The 18,638-nt window shown below is 30.8% G+C and carries 22 protein-coding genes; 8 read left to right on the plus strand and 14 right to left on the minus strand.

The annotated features are described in order from the left end of the window. Positions 1–3: 3 nt before the first annotated feature. The 3 genes from EV196_RS19235 to EV196_RS19245 form a co-directional block, all read right to left on the minus strand. Positions 4–630: a BfmA/BtgA family mobilization protein gene (locus EV196_RS19235; protein WP_132219414.1), complete on the minus strand. Its 627-nt coding sequence runs from the start codon at positions 628–630 to the stop codon at positions 4–6. 1,316 nt (positions 631–1,946) lie between these two features. Then, positions 1,947–3,281, minus strand: coding sequence for a hypothetical protein (locus EV196_RS19240; protein ID WP_132219415.1), 1,335 nt, complete (start codon positions 3,279–3,281; stop codon positions 1,947–1,949). 195 nt (positions 3,282–3,476) lie between these two features. Next, the gene (locus EV196_RS19245; protein WP_132219416.1) at positions 3,477–3,671 is read right to left on the minus strand and encodes a helix-turn-helix domain-containing protein; all 195 of its coding nucleotides are present in this window, start codon (positions 3,669–3,671) and stop codon (positions 3,477–3,479) included. A gap of 389 nt (positions 3,672–4,060) precedes the next feature. Between EV196_RS19245 and EV196_RS19250 the strand changes: the two genes are divergently transcribed. The 7 genes from EV196_RS19250 to EV196_RS19280 all read left to right on the plus strand — a co-directional run bounded on the left by EV196_RS19250 (position 4,061) and on the right by EV196_RS19280 (position 9,932). Continuing rightward, complete coding sequence (locus EV196_RS19250) at positions 4,061–5,065, plus strand: nucleotidyltransferase (RefSeq protein ID WP_132219417.1); 1,005 nt, start codon at positions 4,061–4,063, stop codon at positions 5,063–5,065. A 3-nt stretch (positions 5,066–5,068) separates the two neighbouring features. Next, positions 5,069–5,944 carry an S-4TM family putative pore-forming effector gene (locus tag EV196_RS19255; protein ID WP_132219418.1) on the plus strand — a complete coding sequence of 292 codons (876 nt, stop codon included), beginning with the start codon at positions 5,069–5,071 and terminating at the stop codon, positions 5,942–5,944. A gap of 245 nt (positions 5,945–6,189) precedes the next feature. After that, positions 6,190–6,969, plus strand: a complete 780-nt coding sequence (locus EV196_RS19260) for a T9SS type A sorting domain-containing protein (protein ID WP_132219419.1) — start codon at positions 6,190–6,192, stop codon at positions 6,967–6,969. A 143-nt stretch (positions 6,970–7,112) separates the two neighbouring features. Continuing rightward, complete coding sequence (locus EV196_RS19265; protein WP_132219420.1) at positions 7,113–7,889, plus strand: toll/interleukin-1 receptor domain-containing protein; 777 nt, start codon at positions 7,113–7,115, stop codon at positions 7,887–7,889. Between the two features lie 167 nt (positions 7,890–8,056). Continuing rightward, positions 8,057–8,614, plus strand: a complete 558-nt coding sequence (locus EV196_RS19270; RefSeq protein WP_132219421.1) for a hypothetical protein — start codon at positions 8,057–8,059, stop codon at positions 8,612–8,614. 147 nt (positions 8,615–8,761) lie between these two features. After that, complete coding sequence (locus EV196_RS19275; protein WP_132219422.1) at positions 8,762–9,115, plus strand: hypothetical protein; 354 nt, start codon at positions 8,762–8,764, stop codon at positions 9,113–9,115. 43 nt (positions 9,116–9,158) lie between these two features. Further along, positions 9,159–9,932, plus strand: a complete 774-nt coding sequence (locus tag EV196_RS19280; protein WP_132219423.1) for a hypothetical protein — start codon at positions 9,159–9,161, stop codon at positions 9,930–9,932. Positions 9,933–10,123: 191 nt separating this feature from the next. Here the strand turns inward: EV196_RS19280 and EV196_RS19285 are convergent, their stop codons facing one another. The 9 genes from EV196_RS19285 to EV196_RS19320 form a co-directional block, all read right to left on the minus strand. Next, on the minus strand, positions 10,124–11,359 hold the full coding sequence (locus EV196_RS19285; RefSeq protein WP_132219424.1) for a type I restriction enzyme HsdR N-terminal domain-containing protein: 1,236 nt from the start codon (positions 11,357–11,359) through the stop codon (positions 10,124–10,126). Between the two features lie 292 nt (positions 11,360–11,651). Then, on the minus strand, positions 11,652–11,888 hold the full coding sequence (locus EV196_RS19290) for a hypothetical protein (protein WP_132219425.1): 237 nt from the start codon (positions 11,886–11,888) through the stop codon (positions 11,652–11,654). Next, positions 11,885–12,892 (minus strand): exodeoxyribonuclease VII large subunit, encoded by a 1,008-nt coding sequence (locus tag EV196_RS19295; protein WP_132219426.1) that lies wholly within the window; start codon positions 12,890–12,892, stop codon positions 11,885–11,887. The genes EV196_RS19290 and EV196_RS19295 overlap by 4 nt, the downstream gene beginning before the upstream one ends. Positions 12,893–13,434: 542 nt before the next feature. Continuing rightward, on the minus strand, positions 13,435–13,698 hold the full coding sequence (locus tag EV196_RS19300; protein ID WP_132219427.1) for a demethylase: 264 nt from the start codon (positions 13,696–13,698) through the stop codon (positions 13,435–13,437). A 3-nt stretch (positions 13,699–13,701) separates the two neighbouring features. Beyond that, complete coding sequence (locus tag EV196_RS19985) at positions 13,702–13,851, minus strand: hypothetical protein (RefSeq protein ID WP_165876210.1); 150 nt, start codon at positions 13,849–13,851, stop codon at positions 13,702–13,704. Then, complete coding sequence (locus EV196_RS19305) at positions 13,848–14,120, minus strand: hypothetical protein (protein ID WP_132219428.1); 273 nt, start codon at positions 14,118–14,120, stop codon at positions 13,848–13,850. Before EV196_RS19305 ends, EV196_RS19985 begins: the two co-directional genes overlap by 4 nt. 3 nt (positions 14,121–14,123) lie before the next feature. Next, positions 14,124–14,390: a hypothetical protein gene (locus EV196_RS19310; RefSeq protein WP_132219429.1), complete on the minus strand. Its 267-nt coding sequence runs from the start codon at positions 14,388–14,390 to the stop codon at positions 14,124–14,126. Next, entirely contained in the window at positions 14,377–15,147 is a 771-nt protein-coding gene (locus EV196_RS19315) for a ParA family protein (RefSeq protein WP_132219430.1), read from the minus strand. The genes EV196_RS19310 and EV196_RS19315 overlap by 14 nt, the downstream gene beginning before the upstream one ends. 67 nt (positions 15,148–15,214) lie before the next feature. Continuing rightward, positions 15,215–15,904 (minus strand): SprT-like domain-containing protein, encoded by a 690-nt coding sequence (locus EV196_RS19320; RefSeq protein ID WP_132219431.1) that lies wholly within the window; start codon positions 15,902–15,904, stop codon positions 15,215–15,217. 95 nt (positions 15,905–15,999) lie between these two features. On the opposite strand from EV196_RS19320, the gene EV196_RS19325 reads away from it, so the two are divergent. Then, a complete protein-coding gene (locus EV196_RS19325; RefSeq protein ID WP_132219432.1) occupies positions 16,000–16,266 on the plus strand; it encodes a hypothetical protein in 267 nt (88 codons plus the stop codon). Between the two features lie 62 nt (positions 16,267–16,328). On the opposite strand, the gene EV196_RS19330 is transcribed toward EV196_RS19325, so the two are convergent. Next, the gene (locus EV196_RS19330; protein ID WP_132219433.1) at positions 16,329–16,673 is read right to left on the minus strand and encodes a single-stranded DNA-binding protein; all 345 of its coding nucleotides are present in this window, start codon (positions 16,671–16,673) and stop codon (positions 16,329–16,331) included. Between the two features lie 1,390 nt (positions 16,674–18,063). Next, positions 18,064–18,528 (minus strand): JAB domain-containing protein, encoded by a 465-nt coding sequence (locus EV196_RS19335; RefSeq protein WP_132219434.1) that lies wholly within the window; start codon positions 18,526–18,528, stop codon positions 18,064–18,066. Positions 18,529–18,638 lie beyond the last annotated feature (110 nt).

Below are 18,638 nucleotides of genomic sequence, written 5' to 3' on the forward strand. Positions count from 1 at the left end.
AAATTACAGTTCAAAAAGTTTGTCAAAATCTTCTTTAGACATATCAATTACGATTTTTTCCTTGCCAAAGGATTTTTCAATTTGATATTTTCTATAAATAATCTTTAATTTTTCTTCGTATTTCAAGGCTAGATTACCATCGGAATCTTGGGATAATTTGAGCTGTTTAAGTTCAGTGGCCTTGTCCTCAATAATAGTTTTTAAAAGTTCAATTTCTTTATCTTTTTCTAGATCTTCTTTTGATGAATCGGTTATAGATTCTATGGAGTTTTTTACATTGTTGTTTACGATCTCCTCTCTCTTTTTATCGTATAGATAGGAAAGTTTTGAAGACATGTTTATCATATGATCTTTCTCAATGGCTCGCACTAATTTTCGCATGCTTTGACTGTCTTTAATGTGCTGTTTTTTGAGTTCGTTGATGCCCATTTTAACAGCTTTTTCTACATCGAAAATGGAGTTTTGATAACTTTGGTTAACACCATCTTTTGGCGATATTTTATTTATTTCAAAAAAATTGCACATATACTCTATAGCGATACTGAAAGAAGGAAATGAATGTGTTTTTTTCAATGTATCCATCTTTTCCTTTGCAAGTTCATTTACTTTAATAGTTATTAAATTACTCATATTTTTACTAAATTTAAAACTTATAATTTATTGATAAACAAATATATAAAAAATAAATGAGTAAATAAATGAGTAAATAAAATATTTACAAAAAACATATACCACTAATAATCAGTACTTTATAATTTATACAATCGGTTTCCGTTGTTTCCTCTTGCTCACGTTAAAACTAAAAACCTTTTCAAATGAAATTTGATATTTAAAACACCATATTTTGAATTATAAATAAACAAAAAAACGGGGACAGAACCTGGACAATATTTATCAGATAAAATAATCAAACAACTAAAACTACGGTCCAAAAATCGATCTGGAAATAATGAAAATCCCAGTCATTTAAAAACAAAAAGATGTTTAGAATAAGATCGCTTGAAAACTTAAAGTAACAAAAAAATAATCGGATTGGACGGCGATATTATTTATCGGATAAAATCCTCAAAAAAACAAAAATATAGTTCGAAAATACCATCCGGAAATAACGAAAATACATGGTAGTAAAAATCCAAAAAAAGGAACGTTTTTTGTTTAAGGCTCTGCCTTAAAAATTCGGGTTTTTTAAACTATAGAAATATAAAAATATCAATTAAATTATTTGAATGAAATTACTCTATATTAAAATAATAATTCTTATATTTGACTATTGCAGGCTCTGACGTGGTGTCAACTTTGCGACTCATGGAATGTAAAAATTTCAAAATTATAAGCATCAATTTTATTGGTGCTTATATACTTTTAGAACACCTTTTCAAACGCCTGTTAATCATCTTTTAAAGGCTCTGTTTCTTTTATTACATATTTTAAAACCCCTAGTTTACTTTTTTTTTGAAAGTGGCTTAAAAAGCCTTAAATCAATCTGTTTAGTACTAAACATGGAAAATTTTACTATTTCTATAGTTAAAAAAACCTGGGGTGTGGGGCAAAGCCCCGCCATGAGATTGCGGTTTGTTTAACTAATCATTTATTTGAATATAATTTGAAGAGTATGGTTAACTAATTATTTTTTAAAGAGTATTATATGTTTATAATTATTAAGGTACACACTTCGACACAGCGTTACTTATAATTATCTATATTTCAGTGGTTTAAAAATGGTATTTAAAATGGGCGCCACACTTCAACACAGCGTTGCCACACTTCGACACAGCGTTAAGGGGTGTCTGCCACACTTCGACACAGCGTAAACATGGTTTTGCTACACTTCAACACAGCGTTAATGTTAAAAAACCACACTTCGACACAGCGTTGCCACACTTTAACATAGCGATAAGCCCAATTTGACCACACTTCGACAGAGCGTTATTGCAGATATACAAATATTATAAGGTAAAATTTGCTTTATAGTAATCCAGTAATTCGTAGACATGCCTAAACACTTTAACCCCTTTTTTACTACTAAAAGTAATTTCTTCTTCATTAAAGGAAATGGCCTTGTGTTTTTTGTAGGCGCTTGTTAAAGCTTTAATAAGCATCTCAAAATCCCCAGAAAAGCTAGGGAGCGCTTTTGTGGTTTTATATATTTCTAAGTAAGTGTCTTTGTATTTAATTATTTTAATATCAAGATCTGATGAAGAAAAAAACCACTCATAAAAAAAGCAGATCTTATCCCCTGGAGATAAATCCATTATTTTATTTTCATATTTTGAAAAACAGGCTTTAGCTAGTCCTTTAAAAAGTTCTTGGTTAAAGAGAGTCACGAAAGTTTTAGTGTCTTTTTTTTGCAGCTCCTCTTTAGTTAATTTATCCCAAGTTAAAATTGGAATGTTGTCATACTTCACACGAGTGTTTTTTTGATTAACAACAAGAGCATTGTTTAGGGTTTCTATATGGTCCGAATTTTTTCCCCAAACAAGTTTCAAGCCCTTTACATCATTTCCTATTGCTTTTTTTAAAGTTTCAAACTTTTGGTTTATTTTGGATTTATAATTTGAGAACCTGGTATATGGCTTGATTGATAATATTGCAGCAAAATCATTTAAATTAAAAGCAATGGAGTTAATGTTTTTAATATTACAGTTATTAATTCTATTTAACAACTCCAAATACGCATCGTCAAGATTAGGTTTCTTGAGCGCATTATAAATATCAACATTGGTATTTAGAAAATAGCTTTTAAGGTTCTCTTCAAATTTTTCATTAGGTTTATACTTATAGATTATTTTTTTTGTCTTTCCAACAGTTTCGAGCTCGTATTCAATTTCATCAATGAAATTAAAACGTTTAACAGAGGCTACAGCCTTTGTATCTGTTTTATAGCGATAATCCGTTAAAATATTTTCTGTATTTAAAATATATAGGGCATTTTCTATATAGTTGGACCAGGTTCTATAAGCACTCATACGGCCGTGCTTTTCCTCTAATTTAATAAGTTTCTGGGCATTGATTGATTCAAACTGTTTCGGGTTGGGATGGATCCTAAAAAGATTCGATTTTTGGAAAAACATAACATCAGCAAAAACCTCCGGATCTATTCTATAAAACCCGAACAGATCTTTTTGGCTGTCATAAGCCATATAGATCAAGATTGCCTTTATAATTTTAGCGTCCTCGTTATATGACCTGAATACTTGAATATTGAAGGCAAAATTCTTGTCTATTCTAATATTCTTATACTCATAGACATTAGTATCTATCACTTCTGTATTAGCACTCATATCTGACTATTGTTTGTTAAAAAATATATTTCTTCTTCCAACATTTAATTCTAAATAGTTGATTTTTGTAAGTGTGTTTTTTATACGTAAGCAGTTTCAAAATAATTTTTGCTGTGCTCACATTAATCCGCTGTAGGTAGCTCACTTTGGCCGTCCTATCTAATCATGTCTTTTCTAGTTTCTGCCTCGTTCATATTAGCTCTTGTTAGAGACAATTAAATCTTTTATATCTATATCTAAGATATTTGCAATTTCATTTAATATTTCAAGTCTTGGTTGTTGTCTATTCTGAACATAACCGTTGACCATGTTGTAACTCTTCCCTAGTTTTTCAGCCAGCCAAGTTTGCTTAATTCCTTTCTCTTCTAGTACTTCCTTTATTCGGTTCATTTCCGTCCTAAATTATCCGTCCAAGATAATATTTATTTTTAAACTATCTCGTTTTTCAATATAAAAAATGTTCTAATTATTGTCTTCCTAAGGGTGTGGGGAGATTTTTGGATAATTCGGTTCGATTTGGTTCTTCCTCCTATTTAGGGAAGCATCAACCAGTTTGAGATAAAATCACTTTGACCCCTTTCCAAATTCCTGAATAAAACCGTCATGAGCCCATTGGATTCTTTGTTGAAAAGTAATACATTGCATACATAAAAGATATAACAGGAATTAAAGTCGAAAAGTTGCTGTTATACAATTGTTAGCGGTCAGACAAAAATGACGATGGAGATTAAAATAACATAATGAATTTCGAAACAGATAAATCAAGAAGTTAATTAACTATGGCAACAACAGTCAATAATGCTTTCAATACTTTTATGAAAGATATTGTTCGTTTAGATAACGAACGTAATATTTTAGCAAAGAAAAGTAAAAATAATTTGGTTAAAGAAATAGAAAAATTTCCCAATGACGGAAAATTTCTTGAGTACTATACTGATTATACGAGCATTGATTACGGTTCTTTTTCACGTAAGACAAAAATAAGGCCTTTGGATGACATTGATATTATGATTGTTTTGCACGCACAAGGTAATTGGAGAGAGGAAATTCTAGGAGGTTATAGAATTAGAGTCCCACAAGAAGCAAGCAAGCAATTAGCATTGTGCAATCCTGGAACTAATGTACTCAACTCTATAAAAGTTATTAATAAATTTAAAGAATACCTAGCAAATGTACACTCGTACAAGAAAGCTGATATAAAAAGAAATCAAGAAGCAGTAACATTAGAGTTAAACTCCTATGAATGGGTTTATGATATTGTACCATGCTTTCAAACAGCACCCGATAATTTTGGCACAACATTTTTCCTAATTCCAGATGGAAGTGGTAATTGGAAACCTACAGACCCAAGAATTGATAAAAACAGGACTTTAAATATCAATGGTAAGCAACAAATTTCTGTACTTGATATAATCCGAATTATGAAATACTGGACTAAGCGGCGTACTGCATCTACAATGGGTTCATATTTTCTTGAATGTATGATTTTAAATTATTATGATTCTGCAGATGTTAATAGCAGTACATACATTGACGTGGAATTACCAAACTTGTTTGCATATGTATATCATCAAATACACAAAAGCTTATCAGACCCCAAAGGATTTCAAGGTGACTTAAATACACTCAATTTTAGCGAAAGAAATTCAATACAAGAAAGAGCTAAACTTGACTACAATCTTTCTAAAGAAGCTATCGATTTTGAAACAAACGGAAAGCAAAAAGAATCCATCGAGAAGTGGAGAGAAATATTTGGCTATGAATTCCCAACCTTTACGACGTAAAATATGAATAACATAAAAACAAATCAGGAATTACCTAAAAACATGTTATTACTTAAGGCACAAAGAGTGATATATGCAAATGCTAAAAAAATATATCGTTGGCAACTTACCTTTACAATTATTGTAGTAATCATTTTAAACTTTGTGAAGCTAATTCAAAAAGATCTTATAAGTATTGATTTAACACCTTATATTGCATTAGTTTCTGTTTCTATCACTTTAATTGATTTACTTTTTTTATCAGGCTATTTATCGAAGTTCAAAACGAACGGTGCGAAAGCTCAAGAACTATTTGACTGCCGTGTATACAATATGGGATGGAATGAAACAAATAGTGGAGATATGCCTGAAAACTCGGTGATAGAGGAAGCAGAAAAGAGGTATATTCACAATCCCAAAGCACCCTTGAACAATTGGTATCATATTGACCTTGATGGTTTAAAGCATGAAGAGGCAATACTTCGTTGCCAAGAAACAAATTTGGAATATGATCGAAAGTTGAGATTTCATTTCAAAAACGATTGTATAATTACATGTTTAGTTATTGTCATAAGTTCTTTCGTTATAGCTACAATTGTGAATGCTTCATTGCAGGGCTACTTAACTAATTTTATTGCACCAACTTTACCATTAATTGTAATTTTGATAAAATTAATATTAGACAATCAAAAAGCAGTTAAATCATTAGAAGAAGTAAGAAAGGCAGCTAGAAAGCTCCGTAACTCTTCAGAAATTCCGACAATGAATCAGTTAAGACAAGTACAAGATAAGCTGTATTGTAGTAGAAAAGACAGCACTTTGATACCTGAAAATTATTATCAATATCGAAGAACAAAATTGGAACAATCAACAAAAAGCAATGTTGCAGAACAATTATGAAAATAAATTAGTAATAGTCTTTAAATCAAGAATTATTGTTACCTATAAATGCCCGAACCGCTGTTAGCGGTAATTCCTCTTTTTTCGGGAAAGAAAATAATCACTTTAAGCTAACGTTTTATTTAGCTGGAAAAAACAAAAAATTAATCTGAAAACCAGAATCATTAATAATTGATTTTCAGAACATTACAAAAACGTTAGTCAGAATTTTACCAGACATCACAAATTAATCAAAAACAAAAAAAATGAAAAAAATTATTTTAACTATCTTTATTTTAACAAGTTGTGCAACTTTTAGTCAAATTACTTTTGAACACACTTATTCTACAACTGGCTTTTCTGATAATAAAGGCTTCTTTTTTAACACGGATAATGCGTCCTATCATTACACATTAGACAATATTAATAACGAAATGCATATTTATACAGAAACACATTCTTTATACAAAACTGTCAATTTACCAGTTGATTTAGGTTCAGAAGTTACGACGGTTTTATTTGCAACTGATAAATTATTTAATAATGACAGTTTAATTGAATTCATAATTATAACAGAGACTCCTTATGACCCTATTTCAGGAATCACTTATAAAATGACAATTCTTAATGAAAATAGCATAGTTATACAACAGTTAGGTAATCGGGAAATAGCATATATAGTCAAAACAAATTCCAATAATTATAAATTAATAACAATGGTTGGTACAGATGCAAATCCATCTAATCCCTTAAGTACAGTAGATGTTTATTCTTTAGCTGGTACTTTATCTGTAAATCAAGTTGGTTTATTATCAAAAAAAATCAAATCATACCCAAATCCTACAGAAAACCTAATTAATATCACAAATCCATTAAACAGTAATGAATCTGCGACTTTAAGTGTTTTTTCTGTTAATGGACAATTAGTTTTAGAAAAAAAAGTATTTGAAAATGAAAAATTAATACAATTAGATGTTTCAAGTTTGCCGAATGGACTTTATTTATATAAAATAAATGACTACTCTAATAAATTCATAAAAGAATAAAAAACTACCGCTAAGCCGTATAAAAAAAAATGCTAGTTTTAGCTAAACCAAAGTTAGTTGCTTGTTTGCTAGCTTCTGATTTTCCTTCGGAAAATCCTCGCACACAAACACGCAACTTTCCTTATAAACGTTAGAACCAACCTATGGAAGAAGAAAAAATAATTAGAACCGAAGCCAAAGATTTTTATGAATGGAAAATTAAAGGTTCTGACAGATTTAATCCAATTGAAGATTTTCATTTAATAAAATCTCGGTTATATGATTTTTATACAACGAATAGTAAAGCTATTTTTTTGGATGAGATAGAATCAATTGTGAAAACTGATTTACAAGAACATAGAGATAGCGCTCACGGAGGGAAACCAAAAGAAGGTTGTGGAGATGAAATAATTGCGGAGAAACTTCTATTCTACATAAAACAAGAGTTAGAAACTTTACCAGTAATTGCTCACCAAAAATTTGAATCCAAAGACGAGAATATAAGAGATAATGTTTTTGTAAGTTATAGTCATTTTGACAAAGAATATCTAAATGATATACAACGCCATTTTAAACCATTTTTGGGTAAAATCAATTTCTGGGACGACACAAAAATTCAACCAGGGCAACAATGGAAAAAGGAAATTGAAAAAGCCATTTCTAAAACTAAAGTTGCTATTTTACTAATAAGCACGGATTTTCTAGGTTCCGAATTTATAACTACAAAAGAAATTCCACCATTACTTGAAGCAGCGGAAAAAAACGGAGCTGTTATTTTAACTGTTATATTGAAACCTTGTCTTTTTGAAGAGTTCGATGAGCTAAATAAATATCAAGCAATGAATCCACCTAGCAGACCAATTAGCAAAATGGATGATAATGAAAGAGAGGAATTATTAGTGAATCTTGTAAGACAAACAAAAAAAGTATTAGAGAAATAACTGTAGGTAAGCCGTATAAAAAAAATTGCTATTTTTAGCTTAACCAATGTTAGTTGCCTGTTTGCTAGCTTCTGATTTTCCTTCGGAAAATCCTCGCACACAAACACGCAACTTTCCTTATACGTATAACCGTTGGCATTCATTAAAACCAATAACTCCAAAATTAAATGAGTTTAATAAACAATTTTCCCGAAATCAAAATATTTTTTGAAAAAGAAAATTTTGATAGTGACGAACTGGATGATTTTATTTTTCTTATTGAGAAAAAATATTTTGATAAAACTTTAAGGAAATCCGCATTAACTTTAATAAAGTTAGAAATTTTAAAGTTTAAAATTGAAGAGAACGGAAGCTCTAAAGAGTCAGATACAAACATCGATAAAGAATTTATTGAATCAAATCTCACGATTGATAACAAAAAAAATAATATCAAATCGATTTCTGAAAAAATTCAAGTAAGTGCTCACTTAATAATAGAATTATTTAAACAAAAAAGTATTCTAAAAAAAGAATCAGATTACATAAACGAAAAAGAATATTTACTGTTAAATGATTTTTTTACATCCAAAATTGAAGCCATTGAAAGAGCTTCCAAACAAGAACAAAGAATATTAAAATCTCGTCGAAAAAAAGTAGTTAAATCAATTTATAAAGGAATTCCTGTTTATAATAATATTTCACAAAACAAAGGAGTTGGAAAATTAATTTATATTAGAAAAAAATAACGAAATGCCAACAAATGTATAATTAATTGCTTGGTCACTACCGACTTACGAACATTCCTTCGGAATATTCTATCTGTGATTTAGTTGCTTAACCACGCAACTAACCATATACCAAACGTTGCCATTTTTGAAAATGTCATAACTAAAATGATTATTTATAGAGCTATTTATTTAAATTCATTTGATAAATTAGATAAATTAAATTTTGGCTGTCATTGGACAAAAGATGAATTATATTTAACCAGCATTGAATTTTTGTGTAATGACATTTCAGAAAAAGGAAGACAAGGAAAAATCCAGTTCTTATTTAAGACCAAAATAAATGAAAATCAAATAAATGAATTGGCTACAGCCAAAAGCAACAATGAATATTTAACAGAGAATGAATGTGTATTACAAAAGAATATTTTGTTAAAAAATGTAATTTTAATTTATCCCAAAGAATATTCAGCTTCATTCTCAGTTAATACTGGAACTAGATGCGACAAATGGATTGAATAAATATTAATTATAGGTTAATAGATAAATGGGACTTTTAAATTTTTTGAAAAAGCAAATTATCGGCGAAGAAGGAATAAAAGTTCTCGATAGGTTTCCTCAATGGGACAAAGAAATAAAGTTATACAGTAATAAAAAAGTAAAAACAGTCTCTGAAAACAGAAAGCTTCAACTTGAAGGATTCAAATTGCGCAAATATATCTGGGAAAACAATCTAGTTCCCTTATTGCCTGAAAAATATGTTAAAACAACTTTAATTGGCGAAAAGTTTCTTATATGGTTTGGACCTGGTTTACCAACAGAAAAATACTATACAATTTTTCCTTTTCATTTTGAAAACATATCATTGACTAATGAACAAAAAAAAGTAATAGAAAAATATGGTGTTTTCGAAATTCCTGAAACTCAAGGATTATTTATAAATCGTAAAGAATTATCTGAAATAATATTGGTTCTCGGGGGAAAAAAACATCAACATCTTGATGAATTTAAAACAATTGGAAATTTTGCTACTTTTCCACTATTAAGTCTTATCAATTCATATAATCAAATTGAAGATGAATCTGATGAATCTTCACAGTTCTTAGATGAAAAAAAACATCAGGTGTATTTTGATGGAATAAGGTACATTTCAATTTGGTTATTCAAAAGAAAGTTTGGAATTTCTCCAAACACAAACGAAGATAATTATATCAATTCTGAGGAAATCTTTTATAAATATCCATCATTAGAAACCATAAAAATTGATATTGACAACCGTAAATTCGATTATGTTTTAGGATATCCTGAAAAAACACTAAAAGAATATTTTAATGTCTAAAATAGGATTCTAGCGTTTAGAGAATCAATTTAAAAGTATGACAAAAAAAACGAAATGGCAGTCGAGTAGATAAAGGGGAGTTTCACCCCTAAACCTCTCACAGAACCGTACGTGAACCTCTCGATTCATACGGCTCTTGTTATTTATTATAGCTTCACAGCACATATCGGGTAGACGGGTGGCGACTTTTATTAATTTTCTATTGAAACATAAACTCTGATGATTCCTCTATCTTGCCATTCTCCATTTCTAAATTCAGGTCTTGACCTTAAATTTCCTAAAACTCCAGAAGTTTCACTGAATCTATTTGCATTCCAAGGTTTTTTCTCATTTGTTCCATTTGCATAAAATGTTGTGATGTAAGCTCTTTTTGTTTTTAGTAATTTTTTTTTAAAATCAAGTTCATTGGATGGGTTTAGTTCTATAGGTAAAATTGAATTTGTATAGCTTGGTGAGCTTATTGAATACTTTTTTATATTATCATTCCCAATCGTTACAATTAATGTGAAATTTCTTTCTTTTTCTATTCTTACAGGTTGATTAGGACCTCCTAATTGAGCTCTTACTGTATTTCTCATAGAATCTTTATGTCGGTCAGGAAAAAGTTTAACTAACTCATCTAAAATTTCCTCTTGAGATTTCGGTTGTGTAGTTATTAATTTTTTAATACTAGAAATAACTCCAGTTTTTTTTCTTCTTATTTCTCTTTGGGTAGGATTGAAATTAGTTGATGTTAAATCAGTTTCTATAAAATCAGATTTTTTATAAATATTAATATCAATTTCTTTTAGTACTGAATCAATTAATTCTCCATCATATTCACTTATAAAATCCTGTTTAATTAATTCAGTCAATTTTTCGATGTAATTATCTGAAACAATTTTTTTTGTAAGTTCCTTAAAATCTTGTTTTTTATTAATCTTTTCAAGAGCCTCAATTGTGAAATTTTTTAATGATTCCACATTGTAATTTTCCTTTTTAAATAACTCGACAAATGTTTCTCCTTTTTTATTATTTTTCTCAAATCTGATAGTTTCAAGTAAAATAGGATCTTCTTGTTTAGCTAAATTACCATCGTAAAAAATTTGAATACTTTGACCAATTAAAATTCCATATTCCAATTTCAAGTGTCGCATATATGAAAATAATTGTTGTTGAAATGAAGAAGTTAGAGGAATACTCGGTTGTTTAATTTCTATAACAAAAAGTTTTTGATTAGTAGCAGACTTTATAACAAAGTCAGGCATTATTCGATTAGCAGCACCGAATTGAAATGAAGGTCTAATATCAATATCTCCAGAGTATTCTTTCCAATCTAAAACTCTTAATGCTTGAATTACATTTTTTTCAAAATCATTTTCACTAATATCAGTTTTTATATTTTCTGAAAGTAAAAAATTGATTTCGTTCCATTTGTCTTGATTCATAGTTATTTCATTTTTCGGCTTGCTTGCAACAATTGTATAAACTTAACTTTTATTGTGGTAGTTGCTGTTATATCTTTTATGTATGCAATGTATTACTTTTCAATAAAGAATCCAATGAGCAAAAATGACCTTCTTCCAAATTTTTAAGTACAGCCTAAATAGATGCCGGTTTGACGTAATTTATCCAACCGCGTATCAACAGGTTGATACGGTAGAACCACGTAACTAATCATAAATACATTACCTCACTTTTGAGAAAACCGATGGACTAATGCAGTCAACATATCAAGTTTTATTTTAAATCTATATGGGAAGTATATTTATCTAAGAAAACACCCTGTTTAAAACTTCTAACTTCAACTACTTGATTTAATTCAGAATCATAGACTAGTTCCACGTAAAACCTATCTACTGAATAGAGGTTCATTCTAATATCAACCGTTACATAATTATCTAAAAAAACACCTTTATCCACAACTGTATATAGTTTTTCATCGTGACTAAGGCCATTGAATTCATTTAGGGTCATTGATTAATGATTTTGAACATTAAAACCCCTATAACAACGATAAACACAGCTAAAACGATCCAAACTATATTAAGATTTTTTTTCTGGGATAATATTTGATTTGACAGTAATGACCTTTCACTTTCAGCTTGCTTTTTAAATCTCACCAGTTCTTCATCCTTGGCCTTAATGACCTTAATCCTTTCATTATAGTTGTTTACAATGCTTTGCAAGAATGAACCAACGGCCGTAGGTGTAGAAAAGCCTCTATCCGCTACTTTCTCCAACAAAGTTTTATCAGCATCATGGCCAATGCCGGTAATAAATGGAATGGGCAGCTCTATGGCCTTTTTGCACAGATCAATTTCATTAAAAACCTCCAGACCGCTTCCCCCACCTCTTAATATAATTAGTAAATCAGTATTACTAAAATCATTGGAACTTAGAAATTTTAGCAATTCATCTTTTGTTGAAAGATTGCATTTATAATGTCTGATTTCATAATAAATATAATCTGGAAGTTGTCCTAAATAATCATCACGTGAAGTAGATTGAACCCCTGTGATCACATCTAGGATAGGTTTCTGGCCTTGTTGGACCTTTTCTGATAATATATCGGTAATCAAAGGAAAATCCCTTTCAAATCGAGCCTGTACGATATTATATTCCGCTTTGGAAATAAGTTGGACTTCTTCTTTATGTTCAAGGATTTTAGTTACCCTGAAATATACTTTCAATCTAGAATCATTATCTAAAGATTGCCCTCTACTAATATACCCTTGAAAGTTATAATAGTTTCCGGTGGTAAGTTTAGACTTTAAATTATGAGTGATCTGAATTGTGATTTTATGTTGCTTCTCCTTACTAACAATTTCATCATAATAATACTGTCCATAAAGTTTATTGTTATTATTAGAAAAAAAACCCTCAACAACTATCAAATCACTATCCATAGTGGATGACAGGCTATTTGCATATAAACTTAAAAGAGTTGAAATTGTAATGGTATTGTCTGTTTTAGACATAATTTGTAGTCATAATTTAACTTAGGCTAAAAATAAACAATTTCTATTTGCTCTTTTTTCATTTCCTGTTTTTTATATCTCATCTTTGGCCAAGTGATTAGGTACATAGATAAAAACGGCACCTGGTAACCTTTGGTAGATTACTTAAGCATCATTCTTGAAACACGACATCAATACAAGTGGCCATCCCCTGGCCTTTAAAACAAAAATTGTAAGTTTCACCAATAAGTTCATTCCTTATTTCCTTTTTGGTCATATTTGAAAAAGAGGTGCAAAAATTTAATTTAGGATTTTCAAAGCACACCATAATATGATGTGATTTGGTTTTAATTTGATGTATCATTTTAAAAAAATTATTAGTATCTTAAAGGGGTTCTCCCCTGTTCTGTTTTACATAATACCCGTTATCAAACAACCTATCATGCTTATTTTTAGTTATTTACGTTTTTTAAGATCTTTAGAACGGTTTAAAATCGTTCACATTTTCAGCTTTTTGAGGTTTTCTTTGCGAAAAATGAAATTTTAATGACACGTTGGCAGTGTTATTTTTTCGCCTTTAATACCAATCTCATGGCCTCAAATTTTGAAAGCTCATAAGGTATATCTTCTTCGTATCGGATGGCCGTATTTAACCATTCGTTAAAGTGCTTTTGACAATAGGCTCTATTAAGTACTGAAATATAATAACCTTTAAGCATCTTTTCGTTGCAAACATCACAAATTGATTGTCCACCAATAAAAAGAAATTCCATAGTTGACATTTCTATAATCTTGAACCCTTTATCATTTGGTACTATTTTAGACATTACTCATGTAGACTTTTTAGTTCCTTGTACTTTTTCTCCAGCTTTGGTTACCAAAACCTTATCTGGAGAAAAATGTTTAGCTAATTTTTCAGCAACTCTTTTTTGGTCTTCTGCTGAAGGATCGAAAGGTTTTGGGCTAGGGTATTTTTTCATAAGTCATTAGTTTTTTTTACAATCATTCCATCTTCATTTTTCAAGAAATATTCTTTCAAAACAGTCTTGTTTTTTAAATGACCTTCATCGTTTTCATCTTCAACATACAATATAATTTTCGTAGGGTATTCATCATAAGGAAAAAAAGAACTTAAAAGCTTTGCGCATTTTTCAGCTTCTGATTTATCATAACCAAATCCTCTATACATCCAAAAAGGTTCTATCCCAATTTGTTCAGTTTCTAATTCGACACTATATACTTTTTTCATCGCTTATTTTTTCTTATATCCCTCTGGAGCTTTTTGCACATTTAATTTTTTTGCCAATAGTTTAAGTGCGTCCAGAACCGCATCGCCTTGGGTATAATTATAGTCTCCAGACTGTTCTTTGGAAAAGGTAATATCATTCAACAAACCAATAGCCTCTTGGCTAATATACAAACGTTTGTACGATTTTTTAGCAATATCTACGATCTTAGAAGTGTTCTTTTTAACCTCTTTTTTATCTTCCTTACCTCCTATTAAATCATTTAGTCCCATCTTGTAGTTTTTTTATTTTTAGTTGTAATTCTTCTCCCAATGAAGCGTAATCAATTGCGCCATTGCTTTTTCTATCATACTCGAAAATGGTCTTTCTCTCAAACTGTGCATTTTCGATAGCCGTATTGACACGAATTTTGGTATCGAACAGATCAGCCGACCAACCATTATCTTTAATAACATTAAAGATGTCCTTAGTAATATTTAGGCGTTCATCATAATGCGTTAATAACAAGCCTAAAATTGAAAGCTTTGGATTAATCGCCCTTTTTATCTTTGAAGCGATCTCGATCATCCCCCCTACACCATCAAGCGAAAACTGAGCCGCTTTGATCGGAATAACAACATAATCCGCAGCTGACAAAACATTGACCGTTACCAGGCTAATATCGGGCGGGCAATCAATAAAAATATACTCATATTTATTTTTGTAAGGTTCAAGCGCTCTTGATAAGATCAGTTCCCTTGACAAGGTATTTTGAATCTCAAGATCTATCCCTGCAAAATCCAAAGTAGCAGGAATCACATCTAAATTCTCTCGCACTTCAATAGGTACAAAATCCTTCTGCAGAAACAGATCACGAATAGACGTTTTAGGCTCAGATAAATGAAATTGAAGTGATAAATTACCTTGGTTATCGGCATCAATAAGTAAAGTCCGCCCACGCATAGAAGCCTGTGCAGCCAAATTAATAGCGGTCGTGGTTTTGCCCACGCCCCCTTTTTGGTTATAAAAAACGATCGTTGTTGCTTTCATATAGTATATTTATTATACAAATATAGTATATTGCACATATACTATATGTGCAATATACTAACTAAATTTAGTTAGGAAACATTAAAGTTCCGCAAGCATTACAATTAATATCAAGATCGGGCTTACCCCAAACATTTGAGCAACCGCACGAATATTTTATTTTAGTAAGCTTTTTAGGCTTACTCTCATGATCCGCTAAAGTCAAATCCTTGATTTGGTCAAAAAGCGGTGTATCGGGATTGATCAGTTCAGCAATATCCGGATTGATTTCCAAAAAGAGACCAGAAAAAATATCACTATTGAGCAGCTCCTCGGTAGCCTCCAGAAATTTACCATCATTAATAGGGTAGTCGCTCATGGCCTGCCCGACGGTCTTTCCACCTACTTGACCCGTACTGGAGGGCATCAGCCCCAAATCAATCATTTTATCCGACCATTCTTTATTGTGATACCCTGGGCGTGATGGTGTGCCATAATGGAACTGCCAACCGTGGGCCATTTCATGCACAACGGTCTGACAGATTTCAATAAGTGGGAATTTCAAAAACATAGACGGATTGAGCGCCAGCTCGTCCGTTTCAAGGTTTTCATTGTGGTACCATCTTTTAAAGGCATAATGCCCGGCTACATTTTTCTTTCTAGTAATAACAATAAGACAATCTTTAATTTGATTATCAAATAATTCATCATTGTAAAAGTCAAAAATATATTGAAAAAGACCATAAAACTTTTTAGTAGGTTTATCTTGAATATCCATAACAAACGATTTAAGATATTAAATAAATGTATCGTACTATACATAAAACATAGAATATATATACAGTAAGTATAGTATATATAACATACTTACCTTTGAAACGGCTCGGTTTTATAGGGGTTTCATATAAAAAAGGACGAAAACAAGGCGTATTATTAGATGGAATATTACCATCCAAAGTGATAGAATTATTAACTTCAACATTTAAAATACCATCAGTACATTTAACAAGATTGGTGGTAACACCCGTCTTCAAATCAGTAGAAGATAAAACGGTGTTTTTATTCACCTTTAGGGAACGAAACACCCCACGTGAAAGTTTAAAAAAAGATATTAAATTTGCCATGATTCTATTTATTTAGGATTATTGATTTTAGGAGGGTGAAACTTTGGACGGCGACACCCTCTTATTAATGTAAAATGGTTATTGTTCTTTAGGTTTACTTAGCAACAGGACTTCGTTTACAAGCACCTCGGTAACGTACCGTTTGGTTCCCTGTGCATCCTCATAACTTCGAGAGACCAGTTTTCCCTCAACCGCGATTTCATCGCCTTTATTGGTATACTTTTTAATGACCTCCGCAGTTTTTCCCCAAGCCACGATATTGTGCCATTGCGTATCTGTGACCTTAACACCTTCGGCATTTTTATAGATTTCATTGGTAGCCAAAGAAAAGTTCACTACTTTTTTACCACCCTCTAACTCTTTAAAATCAGGCTCATTGCCGATGTTACCGATTAGCTGTACTTTGTTTTTTAGTGTGCTCATAATTAAAAATGTTTTAAGTTATTTTTTTTAAAAATTAAATATGTCCTACATATTCTAAATCATTATCACTCATTCCTTGGGGATAATCTCCTAAATCTTCTTCTAGAAATTCAGGGAAATTTTTGTTTTGATGCTTCATAATATGACGTTTTTAAATCTTATACAATATACTAAATATATACAGTATATACAACATATTAATCCTTTATTTTACCCTGAAATTGATGTTTTTTTTTAAAAAAATATTAGGAAACCCCTTGTTTATTTCCTCAAATGTGATGTTTAATCACCCCGACTTCAACCACGAAACTCATAGGAATTTTTTAAGGCACTGGAAGTTTAGGAGTGCGCGACTGACGTATTAAAATTGGGAGGGTTCCCCCGATAGGAGGGCATACCCCATTTTAATACAAACTTATAGGGATTTAAAAAATCTCCTGTGTACATTTTGAACCCGGAAGGGGTTTAGACTTCCATTTGAATCAAGGAAATAATAATTAAACATGAGTTCATTTTCAAGCGTACTTTTTTGCTGCACCAAAAAAGTCGAAGTAAAACATGAATCCTAGACCACCCTAGAGGTCCAGGATTCATGTTTTGCGAGATACGGGAAGTATAGCGCAGTAAAATGGATGAAACCTATTAAAAGCGTTAGTGATTGAAGCGGAAATCCAGTATAAAAAAGGCAATTAGGAAATCAAAAAGGCGGAAGCGACCAAAGGAAGCTCACGTACTTTTTAGAGTTCCTTTGGCTTTGAGTACTTATTGAAGCGAAAGCGCGTTAAAACGCCCTAAAAACCAAAAAGAAACGAGCCTAAAAAAAAAGTAAGGACACATTGAAACAACAACACATGATAGTACGAATAACATAAAAAAAGGACATGCAACATCCAGAAAAAAAAGAAGCCATCACCAAAAAAAAACTTTAAATAAAATCAAAATTTTAACTAAACAATATACTATACATACTACATGTATTTAATATACTACATAACTTAATCAAACCAAAAAAAAAGCAACTTATTTTAAAGAAACCAATCTTAAAAAAGCAAAAACAAGAGCTATTCACTATCTAAAGAAACAAACCCATAATCGCCAAGAAACTTAGAAACTTTAAAAAATTCATCAACCTTTAAGTGCCGTCTTTCATTCACAAAAAAAGAAAGATCGCGCTGCTTCATACCGCAACTTTTTTCAACGCAAGACAAATTGATGCACTTATGATTTAATAGCCAATTTCTCAAATGATTTTCAATGTAAGACATAATATAAAAGTTATAATTATTGATAAAACAAAAATAAACATAATAATCAACAAATGTTGATTATTATGTTTATTTGTTGATTTTTTTTGTTTTTTGTTTTTTTGCGTAAGCAAAAAAAAGGGTTGCTAAAGCAACCCATCATCAGCTAGAGAGCAGTAAGATTCTCTAGTTATGATGATACTATCTAGGAAAGAGATCCCAATAATTTCGCAAGCCTCTTTTAGTCTTTTTGAAATTTTCAAATCAGCTTCTGAAGGTTTAAGACCACCAGACGGATGGTTGTGCACCATAATTAAGCACGATGTTTGAATTAAGAGCGCATCCCTAAGCACTAGAGGCACATCAACAAGAGAACCAGTAAGCCCTCCAATGGTATGATGATGTACATTCACAACGCTATTAGTACGATTCAGGTGAATAACTTTTACTTCTTCATGGTCATCCATACAATCCTCGAAATAAGGTCTAATGAATGAAGCAATGTCTTTACTCGACCTAATAGAAACACTAGGCAAAGAAGTTCGTTTATAGGTTGCAGTAAGTTCACCAACGAAGTTTTTAAATGTTGAAATACGTTTTAATTCTTTCATAAAAATAAAATTTAGATTAAACAATAGTTTTACAAATACCCAGTGATAGTAAAATTTCAGCTCAAAAGGAAACGGAATAAAAAGAGCGAGGTACGAGCCTGGTTATGCCG

Source organism: Mariniflexile fucanivorans (assembly GCF_004341235.1).
GTDB classification, from domain to species: Bacteria; Bacteroidota; Bacteroidia; order Flavobacteriales; family Flavobacteriaceae; genus Mariniflexile; species Mariniflexile fucanivorans.

Excerpts from the sequence above, each read along its gene's own strand:
- EV196_RS19235 (WP_132219414.1), bottom strand. The coding sequence starts at position 630 with ATGAGTAATTTAATAACTATTAAAGTAAATGAACTTGCAAAGGAAAAG.
- EV196_RS19240 (WP_132219415.1), bottom strand. The coding sequence starts at position 3,281 with ATGAGTGCTAATACAGAAGTGATAGATACTAATGTCTATGAGTATAAG.
- EV196_RS19245 (WP_132219416.1), bottom strand. The coding sequence starts at position 3,671 with ATGAACCGAATAAAGGAAGTACTAGAAGAGAAAGGAATTAAGCAAACT.
- EV196_RS19250 (WP_132219417.1), top strand. The coding sequence starts at position 4,061 with ATGGCAACAACAGTCAATAATGCTTTCAATACTTTTATGAAAGATATT.
- EV196_RS19255 (WP_132219418.1), top strand. The coding sequence starts at position 5,069 with ATGAATAACATAAAAACAAATCAGGAATTACCTAAAAACATGTTATTA.
- EV196_RS19260 (WP_132219419.1), top strand. The coding sequence starts at position 6,190 with ATGAAAAAAATTATTTTAACTATCTTTATTTTAACAAGTTGTGCAACT.
- EV196_RS19265 (WP_132219420.1), top strand. The coding sequence starts at position 7,113 with ATGGAAGAAGAAAAAATAATTAGAACCGAAGCCAAAGATTTTTATGAA.
- EV196_RS19270 (WP_132219421.1), top strand. The coding sequence starts at position 8,057 with ATGAGTTTAATAAACAATTTTCCCGAAATCAAAATATTTTTTGAAAAA.
- EV196_RS19275 (WP_132219422.1), top strand. The coding sequence starts at position 8,762 with ATGATTATTTATAGAGCTATTTATTTAAATTCATTTGATAAATTAGAT.
- EV196_RS19285 (WP_132219424.1), bottom strand. The coding sequence starts at position 11,359 with ATGAATCAAGACAAATGGAACGAAATCAATTTTTTACTTTCAGAAAAT.
- EV196_RS19290 (WP_132219425.1), bottom strand. The coding sequence starts at position 11,888 with ATGACCCTAAATGAATTCAATGGCCTTAGTCACGATGAAAAACTATAT.
- EV196_RS19295 (WP_132219426.1), bottom strand. The coding sequence starts at position 12,892 with ATGTCTAAAACAGACAATACCATTACAATTTCAACTCTTTTAAGTTTA.
- EV196_RS19300 (WP_132219427.1), bottom strand. The coding sequence starts at position 13,698 with ATGTCTAAAATAGTACCAAATGATAAAGGGTTCAAGATTATAGAAATG.
- EV196_RS19985 (WP_165876210.1), bottom strand. The coding sequence starts at position 13,851 with ATGAAAAAATACCCTAGCCCAAAACCTTTCGATCCTTCAGCAGAAGAC.
- EV196_RS19305 (WP_132219428.1), bottom strand. The coding sequence starts at position 14,120 with ATGAAAAAAGTATATAGTGTCGAATTAGAAACTGAACAAATTGGGATA.
- EV196_RS19310 (WP_132219429.1), bottom strand. The coding sequence starts at position 14,390 with ATGGGACTAAATGATTTAATAGGAGGTAAGGAAGATAAAAAAGAGGTT.
- EV196_RS19315 (WP_132219430.1), bottom strand. The coding sequence starts at position 15,147 with ATGAAAGCAACAACGATCGTTTTTTATAACCAAAAAGGGGGCGTGGGC.
- EV196_RS19320 (WP_132219431.1), bottom strand. The coding sequence starts at position 15,904 with ATGGATATTCAAGATAAACCTACTAAAAAGTTTTATGGTCTTTTTCAA.
- EV196_RS19330 (WP_132219433.1), bottom strand. The coding sequence starts at position 16,673 with ATGAGCACACTAAAAAACAAAGTACAGCTAATCGGTAACATCGGCAAT.
- EV196_RS19335 (WP_132219434.1), bottom strand. The coding sequence starts at position 18,528 with ATGAAAGAATTAAAACGTATTTCAACATTTAAAAACTTCGTTGGTGAA.